This is a genomic window from Immundisolibacter cernigliae, from assembly GCF_001697225.1.
Lineage (GTDB): Bacteria > Pseudomonadota > Gammaproteobacteria > Immundisolibacterales > Immundisolibacteraceae > Immundisolibacter > Immundisolibacter cernigliae.
Genome location: NZ_CP014671.1, coordinates 2,907,351 through 2,924,662 on the forward strand (window position 1 = coordinate 2,907,351; position 17,312 = coordinate 2,924,662).

The 17,312-nt window shown below is 70.3% G+C and carries 16 protein-coding genes; 9 read left to right on the top strand and 7 right to left on the bottom strand.

Annotation, left to right across the window (positions count from 1 at the left end):
• Position 1: 1 nt before the first annotated feature.
• Genes PG2T_RS13720 through djlA form a run of 4 tightly spaced genes read left to right on the top strand, consistent with a single transcriptional unit; the run spans position 2 to position 4,083 of the window.
• The gene (locus PG2T_RS13720; RefSeq protein ID WP_068806701.1) at positions 2-772 is read left to right on the top strand and encodes a TerC family protein; all 771 of its coding nucleotides are present in this window, start codon (positions 2-4) and stop codon (positions 770-772) included.
• A gap of 43 nt (positions 773-815) precedes the next feature.
• A complete protein-coding gene (locus PG2T_RS13725) occupies positions 816-2,504 on the top strand; it encodes a chorismate-binding protein (RefSeq protein ID WP_083214949.1) in 1,689 nt (562 codons plus the stop codon).
• Positions 2,501-3,334: an ion transporter gene (locus PG2T_RS13730; protein WP_068806704.1), complete on the top strand. Its 834-nt coding sequence runs from the start codon at positions 2,501-2,503 to the stop codon at positions 3,332-3,334. Before PG2T_RS13725 ends, PG2T_RS13730 begins: the two co-directional genes overlap by 4 nt.
• On the top strand, positions 3,334-4,083 hold the full coding sequence (gene djlA, locus PG2T_RS13735) for a co-chaperone DjlA (RefSeq protein WP_068806706.1): 750 nt from the start codon (positions 3,334-3,336) through the stop codon (positions 4,081-4,083). Before PG2T_RS13730 ends, djlA begins: the two co-directional genes overlap by 1 nt.
• A 15-nt stretch (positions 4,084-4,098) precedes the next feature.
• Here the strand turns inward: djlA and meaB are convergent, their stop codons facing one another.
• Entirely contained in the window at positions 4,099-5,082 is a 984-nt protein-coding gene (gene meaB, locus PG2T_RS13740; RefSeq protein ID WP_068806709.1) for a methylmalonyl Co-A mutase-associated GTPase MeaB, read from the bottom strand.
• Complete coding sequence (gene scpA, locus PG2T_RS13745) at positions 5,079-7,244, bottom strand: methylmalonyl-CoA mutase (RefSeq protein WP_068806711.1); 2,166 nt, start codon at positions 7,242-7,244, stop codon at positions 5,079-5,081. Before scpA ends, meaB begins: the two co-directional genes overlap by 4 nt.
• A 488-nt stretch (positions 7,245-7,732) precedes the next feature.
• Between scpA and pdhA the strand changes: the two genes are divergently transcribed.
• From pdhA to PG2T_RS13765, 4 genes are all read left to right on the top strand, one after another.
• Entirely contained in the window at positions 7,733-8,800 is a 1,068-nt protein-coding gene (gene pdhA, locus PG2T_RS13750; protein ID WP_068806715.1) for a pyruvate dehydrogenase (acetyl-transferring) E1 component subunit alpha, read from the top strand.
• The gene (locus tag PG2T_RS13755; protein ID WP_068808411.1) at positions 8,793-9,767 is read left to right on the top strand and encodes an alpha-ketoacid dehydrogenase subunit beta; all 975 of its coding nucleotides are present in this window, start codon (positions 8,793-8,795) and stop codon (positions 9,765-9,767) included. The genes pdhA and PG2T_RS13755 overlap by 8 nt, the downstream gene beginning before the upstream one ends.
• 4 nt (positions 9,768-9,771) lie before the next feature.
• On the top strand, positions 9,772-10,884 hold the full coding sequence (locus PG2T_RS13760) for a dihydrolipoamide acetyltransferase family protein (protein WP_068806718.1): 1,113 nt from the start codon (positions 9,772-9,774) through the stop codon (positions 10,882-10,884).
• An 86-nt stretch (positions 10,885-10,970) separates the two neighbouring features.
• Positions 10,971-11,576, top strand: a complete 606-nt coding sequence (locus PG2T_RS13765) for a hypothetical protein (protein ID WP_083214951.1) — start codon at positions 10,971-10,973, stop codon at positions 11,574-11,576.
• A 13-nt stretch (positions 11,577-11,589) separates the two neighbouring features.
• Here PG2T_RS13765 and PG2T_RS13770 read toward each other — a convergent pair whose 3' ends face one another.
• Entirely contained in the window at positions 11,590-12,615 is a 1,026-nt protein-coding gene (locus PG2T_RS13770) for an alcohol dehydrogenase catalytic domain-containing protein (protein WP_068806721.1), read from the bottom strand.
• 20 nt (positions 12,616-12,635) lie between these two features.
• Positions 12,636-12,896 carry a hypothetical protein gene (locus tag PG2T_RS13775; protein WP_068806724.1) on the bottom strand — a complete coding sequence of 87 codons (261 nt, stop codon included), beginning with the start codon at positions 12,894-12,896 and terminating at the stop codon, positions 12,636-12,638.
• Between the two features lie 218 nt (positions 12,897-13,114).
• On the opposite strand from PG2T_RS13775, the gene PG2T_RS13780 reads away from it, so the two are divergent.
• Entirely contained in the window at positions 13,115-14,227 is a 1,113-nt protein-coding gene (locus tag PG2T_RS13780) for a Glu/Leu/Phe/Val family dehydrogenase (RefSeq protein WP_068808417.1), read from the top strand.
• Between the two features lie 377 nt (positions 14,228-14,604).
• Here PG2T_RS13780 and PG2T_RS13785 read toward each other — a convergent pair whose 3' ends face one another.
• The 3 genes from PG2T_RS13785 to tilS form a co-directional block, all read right to left on the bottom strand.
• Positions 14,605-15,003 (bottom strand): MAPEG family protein, encoded by a 399-nt coding sequence (locus tag PG2T_RS13785; RefSeq protein ID WP_068806727.1) that lies wholly within the window; start codon positions 15,001-15,003, stop codon positions 14,605-14,607.
• Positions 15,004-15,271: 268 nt separating this feature from the next.
• Positions 15,272-15,892: a class I SAM-dependent methyltransferase gene (locus PG2T_RS13790; RefSeq protein ID WP_068806730.1), complete on the bottom strand. Its 621-nt coding sequence runs from the start codon at positions 15,890-15,892 to the stop codon at positions 15,272-15,274.
• Positions 15,893-16,004: 112 nt separating this feature from the next.
• Positions 16,005-17,309, bottom strand: coding sequence for a tRNA lysidine(34) synthetase TilS (gene tilS / locus PG2T_RS13795; RefSeq protein WP_083214952.1), 1,305 nt, complete (start codon positions 17,307-17,309; stop codon positions 16,005-16,007).
• Positions 17,310-17,312: the final 3 nt, after the last annotated feature.

Below are 17,312 nucleotides of genomic sequence, written 5' to 3' on the forward strand. Positions count from 1 at the left end.
AATGGAGTTTTTCAGCTGGATGTCGAGCCCCGAGGCCTGGCTGGCGCTCGGCGCCCTGACCGCGATCGAGATCGTGCTGGGCATCGACAACGTGATTTTCCTGTCGATCCTGGTGGCCAAGCTGCCGCACGCACAGCAGGCCAGGGCGCGCCAGATCGGCCTGGGCCTGGCCATGGGCATGCGCATCCTGCTGCTGCTGTCGCTGTCCTGGCTGCTGGGCTTCACCCAGCCGCTGTTCGCGCTGCTCGGCTACGAGATTTCCGGGCGCGACCTGATCCTGATTGCCGGCGGCCTGTTCCTGCTCGCCAAGAGCACGCTGGAAATCCACTCCGGTCTGGAAGGCGAGGAAGGCGGCGCTTCGGCACGCGCAGTGGCCTCGTTTGCGGCCGTGATCGTGCAGGTGGTGCTGCTCGACATCGTGTTCTCGATCGACTCGGTGCTGACGGCGGTGGGCATGGCCAATGACATCCCGGTGATGGTGCTGGCGATCGTGATCTCGGTCGGCATCATGCTGGTGGCAGCCAGCGCCATTCATGAGTTCATCGAACGCCACCCGACCATCAAGATGCTGGCGCTCAGCTTCCTGGTACTGGTCGGCATGGCGCTGATCGGCGAGGGCCTGGACATGCACATCCCGCGTGGCTACATCTACTTCGCGATGGCCTTCTCGGTGGGCGTGGAGATGCTGAACATCCGCGTGCGCCGCCGCGCCGCGGCGCCGGTGCATCTGCGCCGGGCGTACGTGGAGGAGGACCAGTCACCTGACCGGTGAGGCGCCGTCCGGGCCGCTGCTGCGGGGTGTCGACGGCCGCTGGTTGCAGTTCTGCGAGCCGGCTGGCGAGGTCCAGGCGAGTGCGCTGGGCGAGGTGCTGCCGGCGCTGGCGCAGGTCGAGGGCGCGCTCGCCGCGGGCCTGTATGCGGTCGGCATGCTCGCCTACGAGGCGGCGCCGGCCTTCGACCCGGCACTGGCGGTGCGCGCGGGCGGGGAATTTCCGCTGCTGTGGTTCGGCTTCTACCGCGCCGTGCGGGACTTCGACTGGCCGCTCATCGTCCCACCGCCAGCCGCGCGCTGGCGGGCCGAACTGGCGCAGCCCGATTATCTGGACGCGGTGGCGGACATCCGCCGCGCGCTGGGCAAGGGCGACTGCTATCAGGTGAACTTCACCCAGCGCCTGCGGGCCGCCTGGCGTGGCGACCCGTGGGCCTGGTTCGCGACTGCGGCGCGCTGGGCCACGCACGGGGCCTATCTGGATCTGGGTCGCTACGCGGTGGCCAGCGCCTCGCCGGAGCTGCTGTTCGCCCGCGCCGGTGAAATGATCGAATGCCGGCCAATGAAGGGCACCGCCCGGCGCGGCCGCACGCTGGCCGAGGACCGGCACCTGGCGCGGGCGCTGCGCCACTCGCCCAAGGAGCGGGCCGAGAACCTGATGATCACCGACATGGCACGCAACGACCTTGGCCGCATCGCCCTGCCCGGCAGCGTCCGCGTGCCGCGGCTGTTCGAGGTGCAGCGCCATCCCGGCGTGTGGCAGATGATCAGCCGCGTGCAGGCGCGCAGCCGGGCCGGTCTGACCGAAACACTGCGCGCGCTGTTCCCCGCCGCGTCGGTGACCGGCGCGCCCAAGGTGCAGGCCATGCGCCAGATTGCCGCCCGCGAGCGCTCGCCGCGCGGCATCTACTGCGGCAGCATCGGCTACGCGGCGCCGGATGGCACGGCCAGCTTCAACGTCGCCATCCGCACGCTGCTGGTCGATCGCGACACCGGCCAGGCCCGGTTCGGCACCGGCAGCGGCATCGTGTGGGATTCCGATCCCGCCGCCGAGGCCGGCGAGTGCCGCCTCAAGGCGCGCGCCCTGCGGCGACCGCCGCTGCCTTTCGGATTGATCGAAACACTGCGCTGGACGCCGGCCGAGGGCTATTTCCTGCTGGAAGAACATCTGCGGCGGCTGCATGATTCCGCCGTCTGGTCCGGCATTCGGCTGCCGCCCGGCGCGGCGCAGGTGGCGCTGCAAACGGCCGCGACGGGGCTCCCGAAGGCGCCGCAGCGGGTGCGCCTCGAACTGACCGCCGACGGCGACCTGCGCGTCGCGGCCACGCCGCTGGCCTGGCCCGGGCGCCGGCTCTGGACGCTGGCGCTGGCCGCAGCGCCGGTCGATGCGGCCGATCCGCTGCTGTTTCACAAGACCACCCGGCGCGATATTTACGACCACGCCCGCGCCCAGCAGCCGGCGGCCGACGATGTACTGCTGTGGAACCGGCGCGGCGAGCTGACCGAAACCACCATCGCCAACATCGCCTTCCTGCGCGGCGGCGCATGGCACACGCCGCCGCTGCGCTGCGGCCTGCTGCCCGGCACCCTGCGCGCCGCGCTGCTGCGTCAGGGCAGAATCCGCGAGGGCGTGCTGCGGCGGGACGAGCTGGCGACGACGCCGGCGCTGGCCGTGTTCAACTCGGTGCGTGGCTGGATCGCAGCGCGGCTGGTGGATGGCACGGAGGCAGCGTGACACGGACCCTGGCCGACTGGCGCGAGAGCGCGTACCGCGTCATCTTCGAGGCCGACACCCCGGCCGGCAAGCGCTTCGACGTGGTGCTGCTGTGGTCCATCCTGATCAGCGTGGCGCTGGTGATGCTCGACAGCGTGGCGTCCATCCATGCCCGTTACGGCGCCTGGCTGTACCGTGCGGAGTGGGTCCTGACCGCGCTGTTCAGCGCCGAATACCTGGCGCGGCTGGTCAGCGCGCCCAGGCCGTGGCGATACGCGCGCAGCTTTTTCGGTGTGGTCGATCTGCTGGCCATCGTGCCGACCTACCTGAGCCTGTTCTTCGCCGGCAGCCAGATGCTGCTGGTGATACGGGCGCTGCGCATGCTGCGCGTGTTCCGGGTGCTCAAGCTGGGCCGCTACGTGCGCGAGGCGGCGGTGTTGCAGCAGGCGCTGCGCGCCAGTCGGCCCAAGATTTTGGTGTTCCTGTACACGGTGCTCACGCTGGTGATGCTCATCGGCACGCTGATGTATGTGATCGAGGGGCCCGAGCGGGGTTTCACCAGCATCCCGACCAGCATCTACTGGGCCATCGTTACCCTGACCACGGTCGGCTATGGCGACATCTCGCCGGTCACGCCGGCCGGACGGCTGCTGGCCAGCATGGCGATGATCCTGGGCTACGGCATCATTGCCGTACCGACCGGCATCGTCACCGTGGAGATGGCCCGCGCCCGCGACAGTGCTTCGGTCTCGACCCGGACGTGCCACGACTGCACCCGCGAAGGACACGATCTGGACGCCACGTACTGCAAGTTTTGCGGCGCCGGACTGCCGCCGCTGGAGCCGTTCTGATGGCTTTCTGGGGCAAGCTGATCGGCGGCGTGGCCGGGCTCGCGGTGGGCGGTCCGTTGGGCGCCATGCTGGGCGTCGCCGCCGGGCACACGGTGGACCAGGCCCGTGCCCGGGAGCTGCCGCAAGCGCGCCGGCGCCTGCGCCTGGATGCGCTGATCGACAGCGGCTTCGCGCTGATGGGCCACATCGCCAAGGCCGACGGCCGCGTCAGCGAGGCCGAGATCGCCGCCGCCGAGGCCTGGATGCAGCGCCTTGGACTGAATGCCACGCAGCGCCAGCGGGCCGCAGCGCGTTTCGAGGCCGGCAAGCGGGCGGATTTTTCGGTCGCCCGCGGTATTGGCGAGTTTCGCGCCCAGGCCGGCGCCGATACCCGCCTGTTGCGCACCTTGCTGCAGATGCAGGTTTCGGTCGCCACGGCCGACGGGCGCCTGTCGGCCGCCTCGCGCCAGGCGCTGGCGGGTGTGCTGTCGCGCCTGGGCCTGCCGGCGGCGCTGCTGGATGCCATGCTCGGCCAGTCCGGCGCGGCCGGCGGCGGGCGGCGGGCGGGGCCGTCCGCGCCGCGCATCGAGCAGGACTATGCGGTGCTCGGCGTGCCGGCGAGTGCCGACCAGGCGGCCATCAAGAGCGCCTATCGGCGCCTGATGAGCCGCCATCACCCGGACCGGGCCGGCGACGATCCGGGCGCCACCGCCCGCGCCCAGGCCATCAATGACGCCTACCGGCGCATCCGCGAGGCGCGGGGCTTCTGAAGCCCGGCGGTTGCGTCAATCGGCCGGACGATACAGGCGCATCAGCTGCCGGCAGGCGGCGGCGGGCGTCAGGCGGCCGGCGATGACGGCCTGCGTTACCTCGTCCATGGCCGCCGCCACCGCCGGATGGCTGCGAAAGCCCTGCTGCAGCGCATCGCCGATCAGGGTCCACAGCCAGCTGAGCGCCTGATGGGCGCGCTTGTCGGCCAGCTCACCGCTGCCGGACAGCGCGGCGTGAAAGCGCATCACGGTGTCCCAGACCTGGGCAATGCCTTCCTGGCGCAGCGCGCTGCAACTCAACACCGGCGGCGACCAGTTGGGCGAGGTCGGCCGCAGCAGGTGCAGCGCAACCTCGAACTGGCTCTTGGCCAGCGCCGCCGCCTGCGGGTTGATGTCGGCCTTGTTGATGACGACCAGGTCGGCCAGTTCCACCACGCCTTTCTTGAGTGCCTGCAATTCGTCGCCGGCATTGGGCAGTTGCAGCAGCAGGAAGCAATCGACCATACCGGCGACGGCGGTTTCCGACTGGCCGACGCCGACGGTCTCCACGATCACCACGTCGTAGCCGGCCGCCTCGCACAGCAGCAGGCTCTCGCGGGTGCGGCTGGCGACGCCGCCCAGGTTCCCGCCGGCCGGGGAGGGGCGGATGAAGGCGGCCGGTTCGCGCGATAGCAGCTCCATGCGCGTCTTGTCGCCCAGGATCGAGCCGCCCGTGCGCTGGCTGGACGGGTCCACCGCCAGCACGCCGAGGCGATGGCCGCGGCCGACCAGGTGCAGGCCGAGCGCCTCGATGAAGGTCGATTTGCCGACGCCCGGCACGCCGCTGATGCCAAGGCGCACCGCCTTGCCAGTGTGCGGCGCGAGCGTCGTCAGCAGGGCGTCGGCGACGGGGCGGTCCTGCGGCCGGGATGATTCGACCAGCGTGATGGCCTGCGCCAGGGCGCGCCGCTCGCCCGCGCGCAGTGCCTGCGCCAGCGCGGCCGGGTCGATGCGGCTCAAGAGCCGGCGTGCGCCGGGCGGGCGGCGCGGATGGCGCTGAGCACCTCGCGCGCGGCGATCGGGATCACCGTGCCGGGGCCGAAGATGCCGGCCACGCCGGCGGCGCGCAGGAAGTCGTAATCCTGCGGCGGGATGACGCCGCCGACCACCACCAGGATGTCGTGCGCGCCCTCGGCCTTGAGCGCCTGGATGATCTGCGGCACCAGCGTCTTGTGGCCGGCGGCCAGGCTCGAGATGCCGACCACGTGCACGTCGTTTTCCACCGCCTGGCGGGCGGCTTCTTCCGGGGTCTGGAACAGCGGGCCGATGTCGACGTCGAAGCCCAGGTCCGCGAACGCGGTTGCGATGACCTTGGCGCCGCGGTCGTGGCCGTCCTGGCCGAGCTTGGCGACCAGGATGCGTGGCCGGCGGCCGTAGTCGCGCTCGAAGGCCTCGATGTCGCCGCGCAGCGCGTCCCAGCCGCTGTCGCCGGCATAGGCGGCGCCGTACACGCCGGACACCGATTGCGACTGCGCGCGGTGGCGGTCGTAGACGGCTTCGAGCGCGTCGCTGATCTCGCCCACCGTGGCGCGGGCGCGCGTGGCGGTGACGGCCAGCTCGAGCAGGTTGCCGCTGCCGCTGCGGGCGGCTTCGGTCAGCGCCGCCAGCGCCTGCTGCACGGCGTTCTCGTCGCGCGCTTCTCGCAGCGCTTTAAGGCGCGCGATCTGCCCCTCGCGGACCTTGGCGTTGTCCACTTCCAGCGTGTCGACGGCGTCCTGCGTGGCCAGGCGGTACTTGTTGACGCCGACGATGGTGTCCGCGCCGCGGTCGATGCGCGCCTGCTTGGCAGCCGAGCATTCCTCGATGCGCAGCTTGGGCATGCCGGTCTCGATGGCCTTGGTCATGCCGCCGAGGGTCTCGACCTCTTCGATGATCCGCCAGGCTTCGTCGGCCATGTCCTGGGTGAGCTTTTCCATCAGGTAGGAGCCGCCCCAGGGGTCGATCACGCGGGTGATGTGGGTTTCTTCCTGGATCACCAGCTGCGTGTTGCGGGCGATGCGTGCCGAGAACTCGGTCGGCAGGGCGATGGCCTCGTCCAGCGCGTTGGTGTGCAGGCTCTGCGTGCCGCCGAACACCGCCGCCATCGCCTCGATGGTGGTGCGGATGACGTTGTTGTACGGATCCTGCTCGGTCAGCGACCAGCCGGAGGTCTGGCAGTGCGTGCGCAGCATCAGCGAGCGCGGGTCCGTGGCGCCGAATGCTTTCATGATCCGCCACCACAGCAGGCGGGCGGCGCGCAGCTTGGCGATCTCCAGATAGAAATTCATGCCGATGGCGAAGAAGAACGACAGCCGCGGCGCGAAGGCGTCGATATCCAGCCCGCTGGCCTGGGCGGCGCGCACGTACTCCATGCCGTCGGCCAGCGTGAAGGCCAGCTCCAGCGCCTGCGTCGCCCCGGCTTCCTGGATGTGGTAGCCGGAGATGGAGATGGAGTTGAACTTGGGCATGTGCTGCGCGGTGTAGGCGATGATGTCGCCGACGATGCGCATTGAAGGTTCCGGCGGGTAGATGTAGGTGTTGCGGACCATGAACTCCTTGAGGATGTCGTTCTGGATGGTCCCCGACAGCTGGTCCTGCCTGAGGCCCTGTTCCTCGGCCGCTACGATGTAGCCGGCCAGCACCGGCAGCACGGCGCCGTTCATGGTCATCGATACGCTGATCTGGTCGAGCGGAATGCCGTCGAACAGGATCTTCATGTCCTCGACCGAATCGATGGCCACGCCGGCCTTGCCGACGTCGCCGACCACGCGCGGGTGATCGGAGTCGTAGCCGCGGTGGGTGGCCAGATCGAAGGCCACCGACACGCCCTGGCCGCCGGCCGCCAGCGCCTTGCGATAGAAGGCGTTCGACTCCTCGGCGGTCGAGAAGCCGGCGTACTGGCGGATGGTCCACGGCCGCCCGGCGTACATGGTCGGCTGCGGTCCGCGCACGAACGGCTCGAAGCCCGGCAGCGTGTCGGCGAATTCCAGTCCCGCCAGATCCGCCGCCGTGTACAGCGGCTTGACCGCCAGGCCGTCCGGCGTGTGCCAGGTCAGGCTGTCCAGCGGCTTGCCGCGCAGGGTCTTTTCGGCGGCGGCCTGCCATTGCTGCAGGGACACGGGCGGGAATTTCGGGTAGGGCATGGCGATCCTTGGATTGACCGACAACGGCGCGGGACGGTCATTCTAACGGCTGGCCCTGCGGGTGCCCGGCCACCGCCGCGACCCTCGGCAGCGACCGTTCGTCGACCGGGCGAGCCCACGGCGGCGTTCGCGGTCCAAAGTTGGTGCGACGGCGTGCCGATGATCCTCATTCCGGTGCGCGCCGGCGCCGGTTCCTGTCGGGTCACGGGCTTGCAGGCCAATGGACAGGCGCTTTTCAGCGGTTGGCACGCTGCCTGCTATACCGAACCTGGCGGGGGCCGGGAACTCTTCCCCTCCTCCTCCTGATGGTGACTGGCACACACCATCCCGGCCCCCGCCCTTTTTCTGCGCCCCTCCCTCCCCACGTTAAGTGCGCGGCGTTGCTCCCAGTAAAGCAACGCGCGTTCTTCGCGTATTGCGACACGCCCTCTGCCTTGCCGCCGACACGCGCAGGCATTACAACTCCGGGACCGTCACCGGAGGCAAGCGTGAAAACCACCGTCGCCCGATTCAGCGTCGCGTACCACCAGCTCATCGACGAACACGGCCAGGTGCTCGGTCGGCTGCCACGCATCAGCCCCACGACGCTGCGCCGGCTGTACGGCCAGATGGTGCGCACGCGCCGTTTCGACGAGCGCGCGGTGCGCCTGCAGCGCACCGGCCAGCTGGGCACCTATGCCTCCAGCCTGGGGCACGAGGCACTGCATGTCGGCCTGGCCGATGCCATGCGCGCCGAGGACGTATTTCTGCCGACCTACCGCGAGGCTGGCGCGCTATTGGTGCGCGGCGTGCCGATGGAGCAACTGCTGCGCTACTGGGGCGGCGACGAGCGCGGCAGCGACTTTGCCGGGCCGCGGCGGGACTTTCCCTACTGCGTGCCGATCGCCACCCAGTGCACGCACGCCGCCGGGGTCGCCAGCGCCATGCGTCTGCGCCGGGAAAAGCGGGTGGCGGTGTGTTGTCTGGGTGACGGCGCCAGCTCCAAGGGCGATTTCTACGAGGCGCTGAACCTGGCCGGCGTATGGCGTCTGCCGCTGGTGTTCGTGGTCGGCAACAACCAGTGGGCCATCTCGGTGCCGCTGTCCAAACAGACCGCCTGCGCCACGCTGGCGCAAAAGGCCATCGCCGGCGGCGTGCCGGGCGTGCAGGTGGACGGCAACGACCTGCTGGCGGTGCGTCAGGTGATGGCCCGGGCACTGGCCCGGGCGCGGCGCGGCGAGGGGCCGACCCTGATCGAGGCCCTCACCTACCGCCTGGGCGATCACACCACCTCCGACGATGCCCGCCGTTACCGCCCCGAGGCCGAGGTCAGCGCGGCCTGGAAGCGCGACCCGCTGCCGCGGCTGCGCCAGTACATGGCAGGGCAGGGCCTGTGGAGCACGGTTGACGAGGAAGGCCTGATTGCCGACTGCGACGGGCAGGTCGAGCGTGCCGTGGCGGAGTATCTGGCCACCCCGCCGCCGCTGCCGACCGACATGTTCGATCACCTCTACGCGCAGTTGCCGGCCAGTCTGGCCGGGCAGCGTGCCGAAGTGGCCGGGGGCGCCCATGGCTGAGTGCACCCTGGTCGAGGCGGTCAATCTGGCGCTGGCGCGGGCCCTGGCCGACGACCCGACGGTGGTGGTGCTGGGCGAGGACGTGGGCGTCAACGGCGGCGTGTTTCGCGCCACCGTCGGCCTGCAGGAGCGCTTTGGCGAGCGCGTCATGGACACGCCGCTGGCCGAGAACCTGATCGCCGGCGTGGCCGTGGGCATGGCCGCCGAGGGTCTGCGCCCGGTGGCGGAAATCCAGTTCTCGGGCTTCGTCTACCCGGCCATCGACCAGCTGGTGAGCCACGCCAGCCGCCTGCGCAACCGCACCCGCGGTCGTCTGAGCTGCCCCATGGTGCTGCGCGCGCCGTGCGGTGGCGGCATCCACGCGCCGGAGCATCATTCCGAGAGCAACGAGGCGATGCTGGCGCACGTCCCGGGCCTGCGGGTCGTGATCCCATCATCACCAGCGCGCGCCTACGGCCTGCTGCTGGCGGCCATCCGCGATCCCGACCCGGTGGTGTTCCTGGAGCCGGCGCGCATTTACCGCGCGATCAAGGAAACCGTGGTCGATCATGGCGAGGCGTTGCCGCTGGATGTCTGCTTCGTGCTGCGCGAGGGCACCGACCTGAGCCTGGTCAGCTGGGGCGCCAGCGTGCTCGACTGCCTGGCGGTGGCCGACAGCCTGGCGGAGGCTGGCGTCAGTGCCGAGGTGATCGACGTCGCCACCCTGAACCGGCTCGATGCCGACACGCTGCTGGCGTCGGTGGCCAAGACCGGCCGCTGCGTGATCGTGCACGAGGCGCCGTTCAGCGGCGGCTTTGGCGCGGAAATCGCGGCGCTGCTGGCCGGGCCGGGGCTGATGTCGCTGCTGGCGCCGGTCGAGCGCGTCACCGGTTACGACACGGTGATGCCGCTGGCGCGCCTGGAACACGCCTACATTCCCGGACCGGCGCGCATCCTGGCGGCCGCCCATCGCGTGCTGGAGCACTGAACCGATGAACGAACCGGCCAAGATATTCACCCTGCCGGATCTGGGCGAAGGCCTGGCCGAGGCGGAACTGCTGTCCTGGCACGTCGGCCTGGGCGATCACGTGGTCGAGGGCCAGCCGCTGGCCTCGGTCGAGACCGACAAGGCGGTGGTCGAGGTGCCCTCGCCGCGGGCCGGCGAGATCGCCCGCCTGTGCGCGCAGGTCGGCGAGCGGGTCAAGGTGGGCGCGCCGCTGGTCGAGTTCGTGGGCGGGGCGAGCACCGACAGCGGTACGGTGGTGGGCGAGGTGACCGTCGGCAGCGCGGTGCTGCACGAGGCCCCGCAGTCAGTGGGTCGATCCGGCGCCGGCCTGCGCGCCACCCCCGCCGTGCGGGCCATCGCCAAACGCCTGGGCGTGGACCTGGGCTCGGTCACGCCAAGTGGCCCCAACGACACCATCACCAAGGCCGATGTCGAGCGCGTGGCGCGTGTCTATGCCGAAACCGGGCCGCTGGAAGCGCTCACCGGCACGCGCCGGGCAATGGCCGTCAACATGGCCAAGACGCAGGCGGAAGTCGCCACCGCGGCGCTGTTCGACGATGCCGACATCCACGCCTGGCCGGCCGGCAGCGATCCCATGACGCGCCTGCTGCGGGCGTTGGCCGCCGGCTGCCGGGCCGAGCCGGCGCTGAACGCCTGGTTCGACAGCGAGGACATGGGCCGGCGTCTGCTGAAGACAATCGACGTCGGCATCGCCGTCGACAGCCCGGAGGGTCTGTTCGTGCCGGTGCTGCGCGATGTCGCGGGCAAAACGCCCGACGAGCTGCGCGCGGGCGTCGATGCGCTGATGGCCGCCGTGCGCGGGCGCAGCCTGAAACCGGAGGAACTGCGCGGCGCCAGCATCATGCTCAGCAACTTCGGTCCACTCGGTGGCCGCTACGCGGTGCCGCTGCTGGTGCCGCCGGTGGTGGCCATTCTGGGTGCCGGCCGGGCGCGCGACCAGGTGCTGGCGGTGGACGGCCAACCGGCCGTGCGCCGGGTGCTGCCGCTGTCGCTCAGCTTCGATCACCGGGTAGTCACCGGCGGCGAGGCGGCGCGGTTTCTGATGGCCGTCAAGAGCGAGCTGGAACGGGCGGGTTGATGCCGATTTTATCTGCCGGATAATGCCCCCGATAATCGAACAGCCTGCCGGCCCAAACCTGACCAGGACATTACAAGGTGAGTCCCATGCACGTCGTTCCCGGTCGGCCACGACGGGGCCCAGGTGCCCTGCGGCTGCTTGCCCTGGGTTTAGCCGCGCTCGTCCTGCACGGCTGCGGCGGCCTGCTGCCGCGTTCGCACGAGTCGGTCAACGTCACCTGGTCGAATTTCGAGGAAGCGAAGGCCGCCTTTGACCGCATCGAGCCCGGCGCCACCACCGTGGCCGATCTGAAAGCGCTCGGCTTCGACCCGTACACGTCGCCCAACGCCACGATCCTCACCTATCTGGACCTGATCAAGTATTTCATGCCGAACCAGTCGATTCGCCTGGAGGACCTCGATCCGGCGGTGCGCGCCTGCATCAGCGTCAGGGACGCCTGCCGCGGTTTTAGGATGACCGCCGGCGAAAAGCACAGCAAGCGCTACGGCAACGTGCTGCTGGATCTGTTCAATTTCCGCCGCCGTGCCACGCAGACCGGTTGGCAGTTCACGGCGCTGCTGCTGGCCCAGGATGACCGCATCACCTACAAGCTGTGGGGCGGAAAGCCGACCCTGGACGGGCAGACGGACAGGCGCAATCCCCTCGGCCCGCTGCAGAGCCTGGACAACGTGCTGCCGGTGCTCGTCGAGTAGCGACGTCGCGCGACTACCCGGCCACCTGCAGCACCTTGGCCCCGGCATGGCGGCCGAACTTGATGTCGGCAAGCGCCCGGTTGGCGTCTGCCAGCGCATAGACCCGCAGCCTGGGCCGGATGTCGGCCTGCGCGGCCAGTGCCAGGCACTCGCGCACGTCGGCGCGGGTGACGTTGGCCACCGACTGCACGGATTTTTCCAGCCACAGCTCGCCGGCGTAGTCGATGCCGGCCATGACCGCGGCGTCGGTGCTTTCCTTGCGAATGGCATTCACGACCAGCCGCCCGCCCGGGCGCAGGTTGCGCAGCGCCGCCCGCAGCGGCGCCCAGGCCGGCGTGGTGTCGATGATGGCGTGCAGCAACGTTGGCGATTGCGCATCGGCCGCACCGGCCCAGGTGGCACCAAGCTCCAGCGCCAGCGCCCGTTGCGCCGCATTGTGGGTGAATACGTGGATCGGCGAGCGCGCAAAGCGCGCCCGCGCCATCTGCAGCACCAGATGTCCGCTGGCACCGAAGCCGGTCAGGCCCAGCGCCTGGCCGTCTTCGAGCCGGCACAACGACAGGGCGCGATAGCCGACCGCCCCGGCGCACAGCAGCGGGGCGGCCTCCAGATCGCCGAGCGCATCCGGCAGCGGATGCACGAAATCGGCCGGCGCGGTCATGAACTGCGCATAGCCGCCGTGGGCGTCGCGCCCGGTGGCGACGAACTGCGCGCACAGGTTCTCGCGCCCTTCGCGGCAGTGCTCGCAGTGGCCGCAGGCGCTGAAAATCCACGCCACGCCGACCCGCTGGCCGGCCCGCAGCTGACTACCAGCGGGCGCGCTGATCACCCGCCCGACCACCTGATGGCCCGGCACTATGGGCAAGTGCGGCGGTGTGCGGCCTTCGATTTCGTCCAGTTCCGTGTGGCACACGCCGCAACAGGACACCTCGATCAGCGCCTCGCCTGCGGCCGGCTCGGGCATCGGCAGTTCGCGCGCCTCCAGGACCGCGCCGTCGTCGGCCACTTCGCCGAGCCGACTCAGCAGCATGGCCTGCATGGTGCAGGTGCTGCGGCCGATTACAGCGCCTTGCGCAGGCGTTCGTAGCCGCGGGCGATTTCCTCGCCGACGAGCTTGGCCGCCGCGAGTACTTCGCGGCCGCTGTCACCGGTGATGACGGCGGCCTGGGCGGCCTTTTCACGCACTTGCTCAAGCTGTTTTTCCAGCTCGGCCCACTCGTCCTGCGCCTCCAGCCGGGCAAGGTGCGCCTTGACGATCAGTTCGTCGCGCTGCGTGGCCAGCCGGTCCAGCAGTTTCTTGAGTTCCTCGTTCGCAGTCATGATGACCTCCGCCCCGGATCGTCGGGGCACTGTGCAGTGGCAGGGCAGGGCTCATTAGGCAGCGGTGCGCTGCCGGCTGCCCTGATCGGCCTCAAGCCGCGGGCGTCCGGCTCATGATGTGCTTGCTGCACGGGGTGCCCGTATGACCGCAGTCAGGGCGCAAGCAGGGCGGATACTGCTCTGATCACGCACCCGATACCGATACCGAAGTGGCCAACATGCACCCCGATCTGCCGTATGCCGACGACCTTGGACCCGCCCGCGTCATTCACCTGCACCAGCCGGCGCTGGGCCTGGCCGCCACGGTGGTGCTGGACAACCTCGCCTGCGGGCCGGCCATCGGCGGCCTGCGCATGGCCCTGGACGTCACCACCGCCGAATGCGCCCGCCTGGCGCGCGCCATGACGCTCAAGAATGCCGCTGCCGGTCTGCCGCATGGCGGCGGCAAGTCGGTATTGCGCGCCGACCCGCGCCTGCCGGTGGCGGACAAGGAGCGCCTGATCCGCGCCTTTGCCGCCGCGCTGCGCCATGAACACGGTTATATCGTCGGTCCGGACATGGGCACCGACGAGACCTGCATGGCCTGGGTCAAGGATGAGATCGGTCGCGCCGTCGGTCTGCCGCGCGCGCTGGGCGGCATTCCACTGGACCAGATCGGCGCCACCGGCTGGGGCGTGTGTCATGCCACCGAGGTCGCGCTCGCCGGGCTTGGCCGGCCGCTCGAAGGCGCCCGGGTGGTGGTGCAGGGTTTCGGTGCCGTGGGTCGGCACGCGGCGCGCTTCCTCGTCGCCCGCGGCGCGCGGCTGGTGGCGGTCGCCGACTCGGCTGGCGCCATCCACCGGCCCGATGGGCTCGACCTGGAGCGTCTGCTGGCCCTGAAGGCCGGTGGCGGCAGTGTCGCCGGCTATCCGGACGCCGAACGCATCGACGCCGACCGGCTGATCGGTGTGGACTGCGAGGTGTGGATACCGGCGGCCCGGCCGGACGTCATCCACGCCGGCAACGTCGATCGCCTGCGCGCCATGCTGCTGGTGCAGGGCGCCAACATTCCGGTCACCGCCGATGCCGAACGCAGCCTGCATGCCCGCGGCGTGTGGGTGGTGCCGGACTTCATCGCCAACGCCGGAGGCGTGATTTGCGCCGCCTTCGAGCTGCACGGCGCCACCGAAGGCGCTGCCCTGGCCGCCGTCGAGGAGCGCATTCGCGCCAATACGGCGGCGGTGCTGGAACGGGCCCGGGCCGACGCCACCACGCCCCGGCAGGCGGCCGAGGCACTGGCCCTGGAACGCGTGCGCGGCGCCATGCAGACGCGGCGCTGGGGCGTGTATTGAGTGCCGTACCGTGAAGCTGCCGCCGGCAGAGCCTGTCGGTCGCGTTCCACTGTCGGCATCCTGCTTGCGGCTGTTCGGGCGCGCCACGAGTTGATTGAGCGCAAAACCGACCGTGGGTTCAAGCGGACACGGACGCGGATGCACTGATGCACCCGTACCCTCAGGGAAACGCTGAATAATCCATCCTGGATTTCTCAGCGCCCGCTACCGAAAAAGCTTGTGGGAGCGCAGCTTCGCTGCGCGATGATCGCCCGGCGCAGCCGGGCTCCCACAGTTTTCCGATGGCTCACAAAATCAGCAGCTTGCAGCCGCTGATTTTGGCAGCGCATCCCTGCGCTGCGGGAAGCGCTGAATAAACCAGCGCTTCCTTAGCGCGGTCAGAGCACCTTCACGATCACCAGAATGGCCATGATCAGGCCCGGGAAGTAGGTCAGGACCGCGCCCGCCACGCGCAGCGGATGACGGTCGCTCAGCGACCGGCAGGTCACCATGCCGGCGGCGTGCAGGTAGCGACCCAGCGTGGCCAGCACGACCAGCCACATCGTGACCGTCCCCGGCAGCATGCGGTCCAGCGCGATGGTGAGCGCCATCAGCGTCGGCACGTACTCGATGGCATTGGCGTGCGCGCGCACGGCCTTGTGCAGCGGGTGCGTGGGGTCGTCCGGATAACCGAAACTGACTGCGGCCCGGCCACGGTTGATGGACACCCAGAAGCCAAGTGCGAACGGCAGCAGCCCGAGCAGGCCGAAACAAAGCCAGGTGATTTGTGCGCTCATATTCCCCTCTTGCGGTAGTTGTTCAGGCACCGGCGCGGATGCAGGCCGGCGCGCCGGATGATACGCCGCACCCGTTTCCGGCCGTACGGCCGGGCCATTGCTGCGGTGCCGGCTAGGGAAGCGCTGAATAAATCCATCCTGGATTTCTCAGCGCCCGCCATCGGAAAAGTGTGATTTTCCGATGGCTCGCAAAATCAGCAGCTTGCAGCCGCTGATTTTGGCAGCGCGTCCCTGCGCTGCGGGAAACGCTGAATACTTCAGTGTTTCCCTAGCGGCGACGCGCGAACACGATCCATAGCGGATCGGCATCCGGCGGGGAGCGGTCGACCAGCTGCGCCGGGCCAAAGGCGCCGGTCTGGTCCAGGTAGTGGCGACACAGCCGCAGGCGGTCGGCTGGCGCATGGTCGCGAAACGCCCGCACCGCCTTGGTCGGAAAACAGCGGTGCGAGTGCGCGATGATGGCCACGCCACCCGGACGCAGCACACGGGCGACTTCGGCGTACACCTCCAGCGGCCGGGTCAGGTACTGGATCGACAGGGCGTTGAGCACCGCGTCGAAGCGGCCATCCGGCCACGGCAGGCGCGGATCGGCGTTCAGGTCCTGCACCACCGGCTCGGCGAGGCGCGGGTTGGCGGCCAGTTCCGTTCCGTTCATGCCCAGTCCGGCGACGTGGCCCAGCCGCAGCCCGGGCGGCAGGTGCGACACCCACGACGACATCAGGTCCAGCACGTCGGCGCCGGCAGGCAGCTGCTCGGCATAGAAGGCCGTGAGCGCCAGCAGGCTGGGCGCATCCAGATGCGTGACCAGGCGGGGCAGGGCATAGAACGCGGCGTCCGGCGTGTCGTCCAGTCGCGTCAGCAGTTCGGGAGGTACGGCAGCGTTGGGCATGGCAAGCTCGAAGGACTGACGTCAACCTTCAGTCTAGGGCTAGGGCGGATGCCGGTCCGCCGCGCCTGGCCCGGGTCGATGTGCGGCTGCCGCTGCGGACTACGCCCGGCGGTCAGTCCTTTGCCGCTTGCCAGATGATCCGGTAACCCGGCTGTCCAGCCGCGGCGCGTGCTTGAGTCCGGGGCGCCTGACCGGCCACTTGCAGCAGTTGCGCGCCGCGAAACAGCAGCGGCAGCCGCCCGCGCTCCCAGGGCGGCACGGCCATTGCCTGCAGGCGTTTCTTGAGCGTCTTGCCGCCGCCGGCGTCGGACCGGAAGCGCACCTCGACCATCGCCGGTTCGCCCAGCAGCGCTGCCGCAATGCCGGTGCCAGCGCCGACTTGCGCCTGCAGCCGGCCGATGCCCGGCAGATCGAGCGGGGCATCGAGTCGCCACTGCACGGGCCCGGTGGGCGTTGCCGGCAGCGGCTGTGGCGTCAGGTGCAGGCGCCCCTGCCAGATGCGTACGGCGTGTTCACCCAGCGGGAGGTAGGGCAGGCGGTCGGCGCCGGCCGTCAGCGCCTGATGGCGCAACGTCTCCAGGCGCGCGCTGGAGGGCGCCGGAACGCCGTGCACGCGCAGCCAGCCGCGCAGCAGGTTGCGCTGGCGCGCGGCGGGCAGAGCGGCCAGCTGCGTCACGGCCAGGGTGTCCGCGGTGGCGCCGTCGGCGGCGGCGAGTTCATCCAGCAGTCCCTGCGCTTCGGCGGCGTGGGCGGCGTGGCGCGCCAAGCCTGCGCTGGCGGCCGGCCAGTGCCTGCCAATCAATGGCAGGACCTCGCCGCGCAGGAAGTTGCGGTCGAAGCGGGCGTCGCCGTTGCTCGGATCCTCCACCCATTGCAGGGCGTGCGCGTGTGCGTAGCGGGCCAGATCAGCGGCCGGCCAGTCCAGCAGCGGGCGCAGCAGCCAGCCGGGACCGAAGCGACGCTGGCCCGGCATGGCGGCAGCGCCGGCCAGGCCCGCCCCGCGCAGCAGCGCCAGCAGCACGGTTTCCGTCTGATCGTCCTGATGATGAGCGGTCAGCAGCAGGTCACCGGCTTGCATGTCGGCCGCCAGGGCGGCGTAGCGCGCGGTGCGGGCGGCAGCCTCGGCGCTTTCGCCGCGCGCCGGGCGGGCATCTACGCGCCGCACGTCCAGCGGCAGGCCCAGTGCCGCGCATACCGCCGCGCAGTGGTCGGCCCAGCGGCCGCTGTCCGGATGCAGGCCGTGCTCGACGTGCACCGCGCGCAGCCGGTGCGGCGCCAGCGCCGCCCGCTGGCCGGCCAGCCAGTGCAGCAGAACGTGGGAATCGCGCCCACCGCTGTAGGCGATGCGCAGCGTGACCGGTGGGCCGCCAGTCGGCAACGCCGTGCGGATCAGGTCAAGACCGGCGTCGGCGCTCACTGC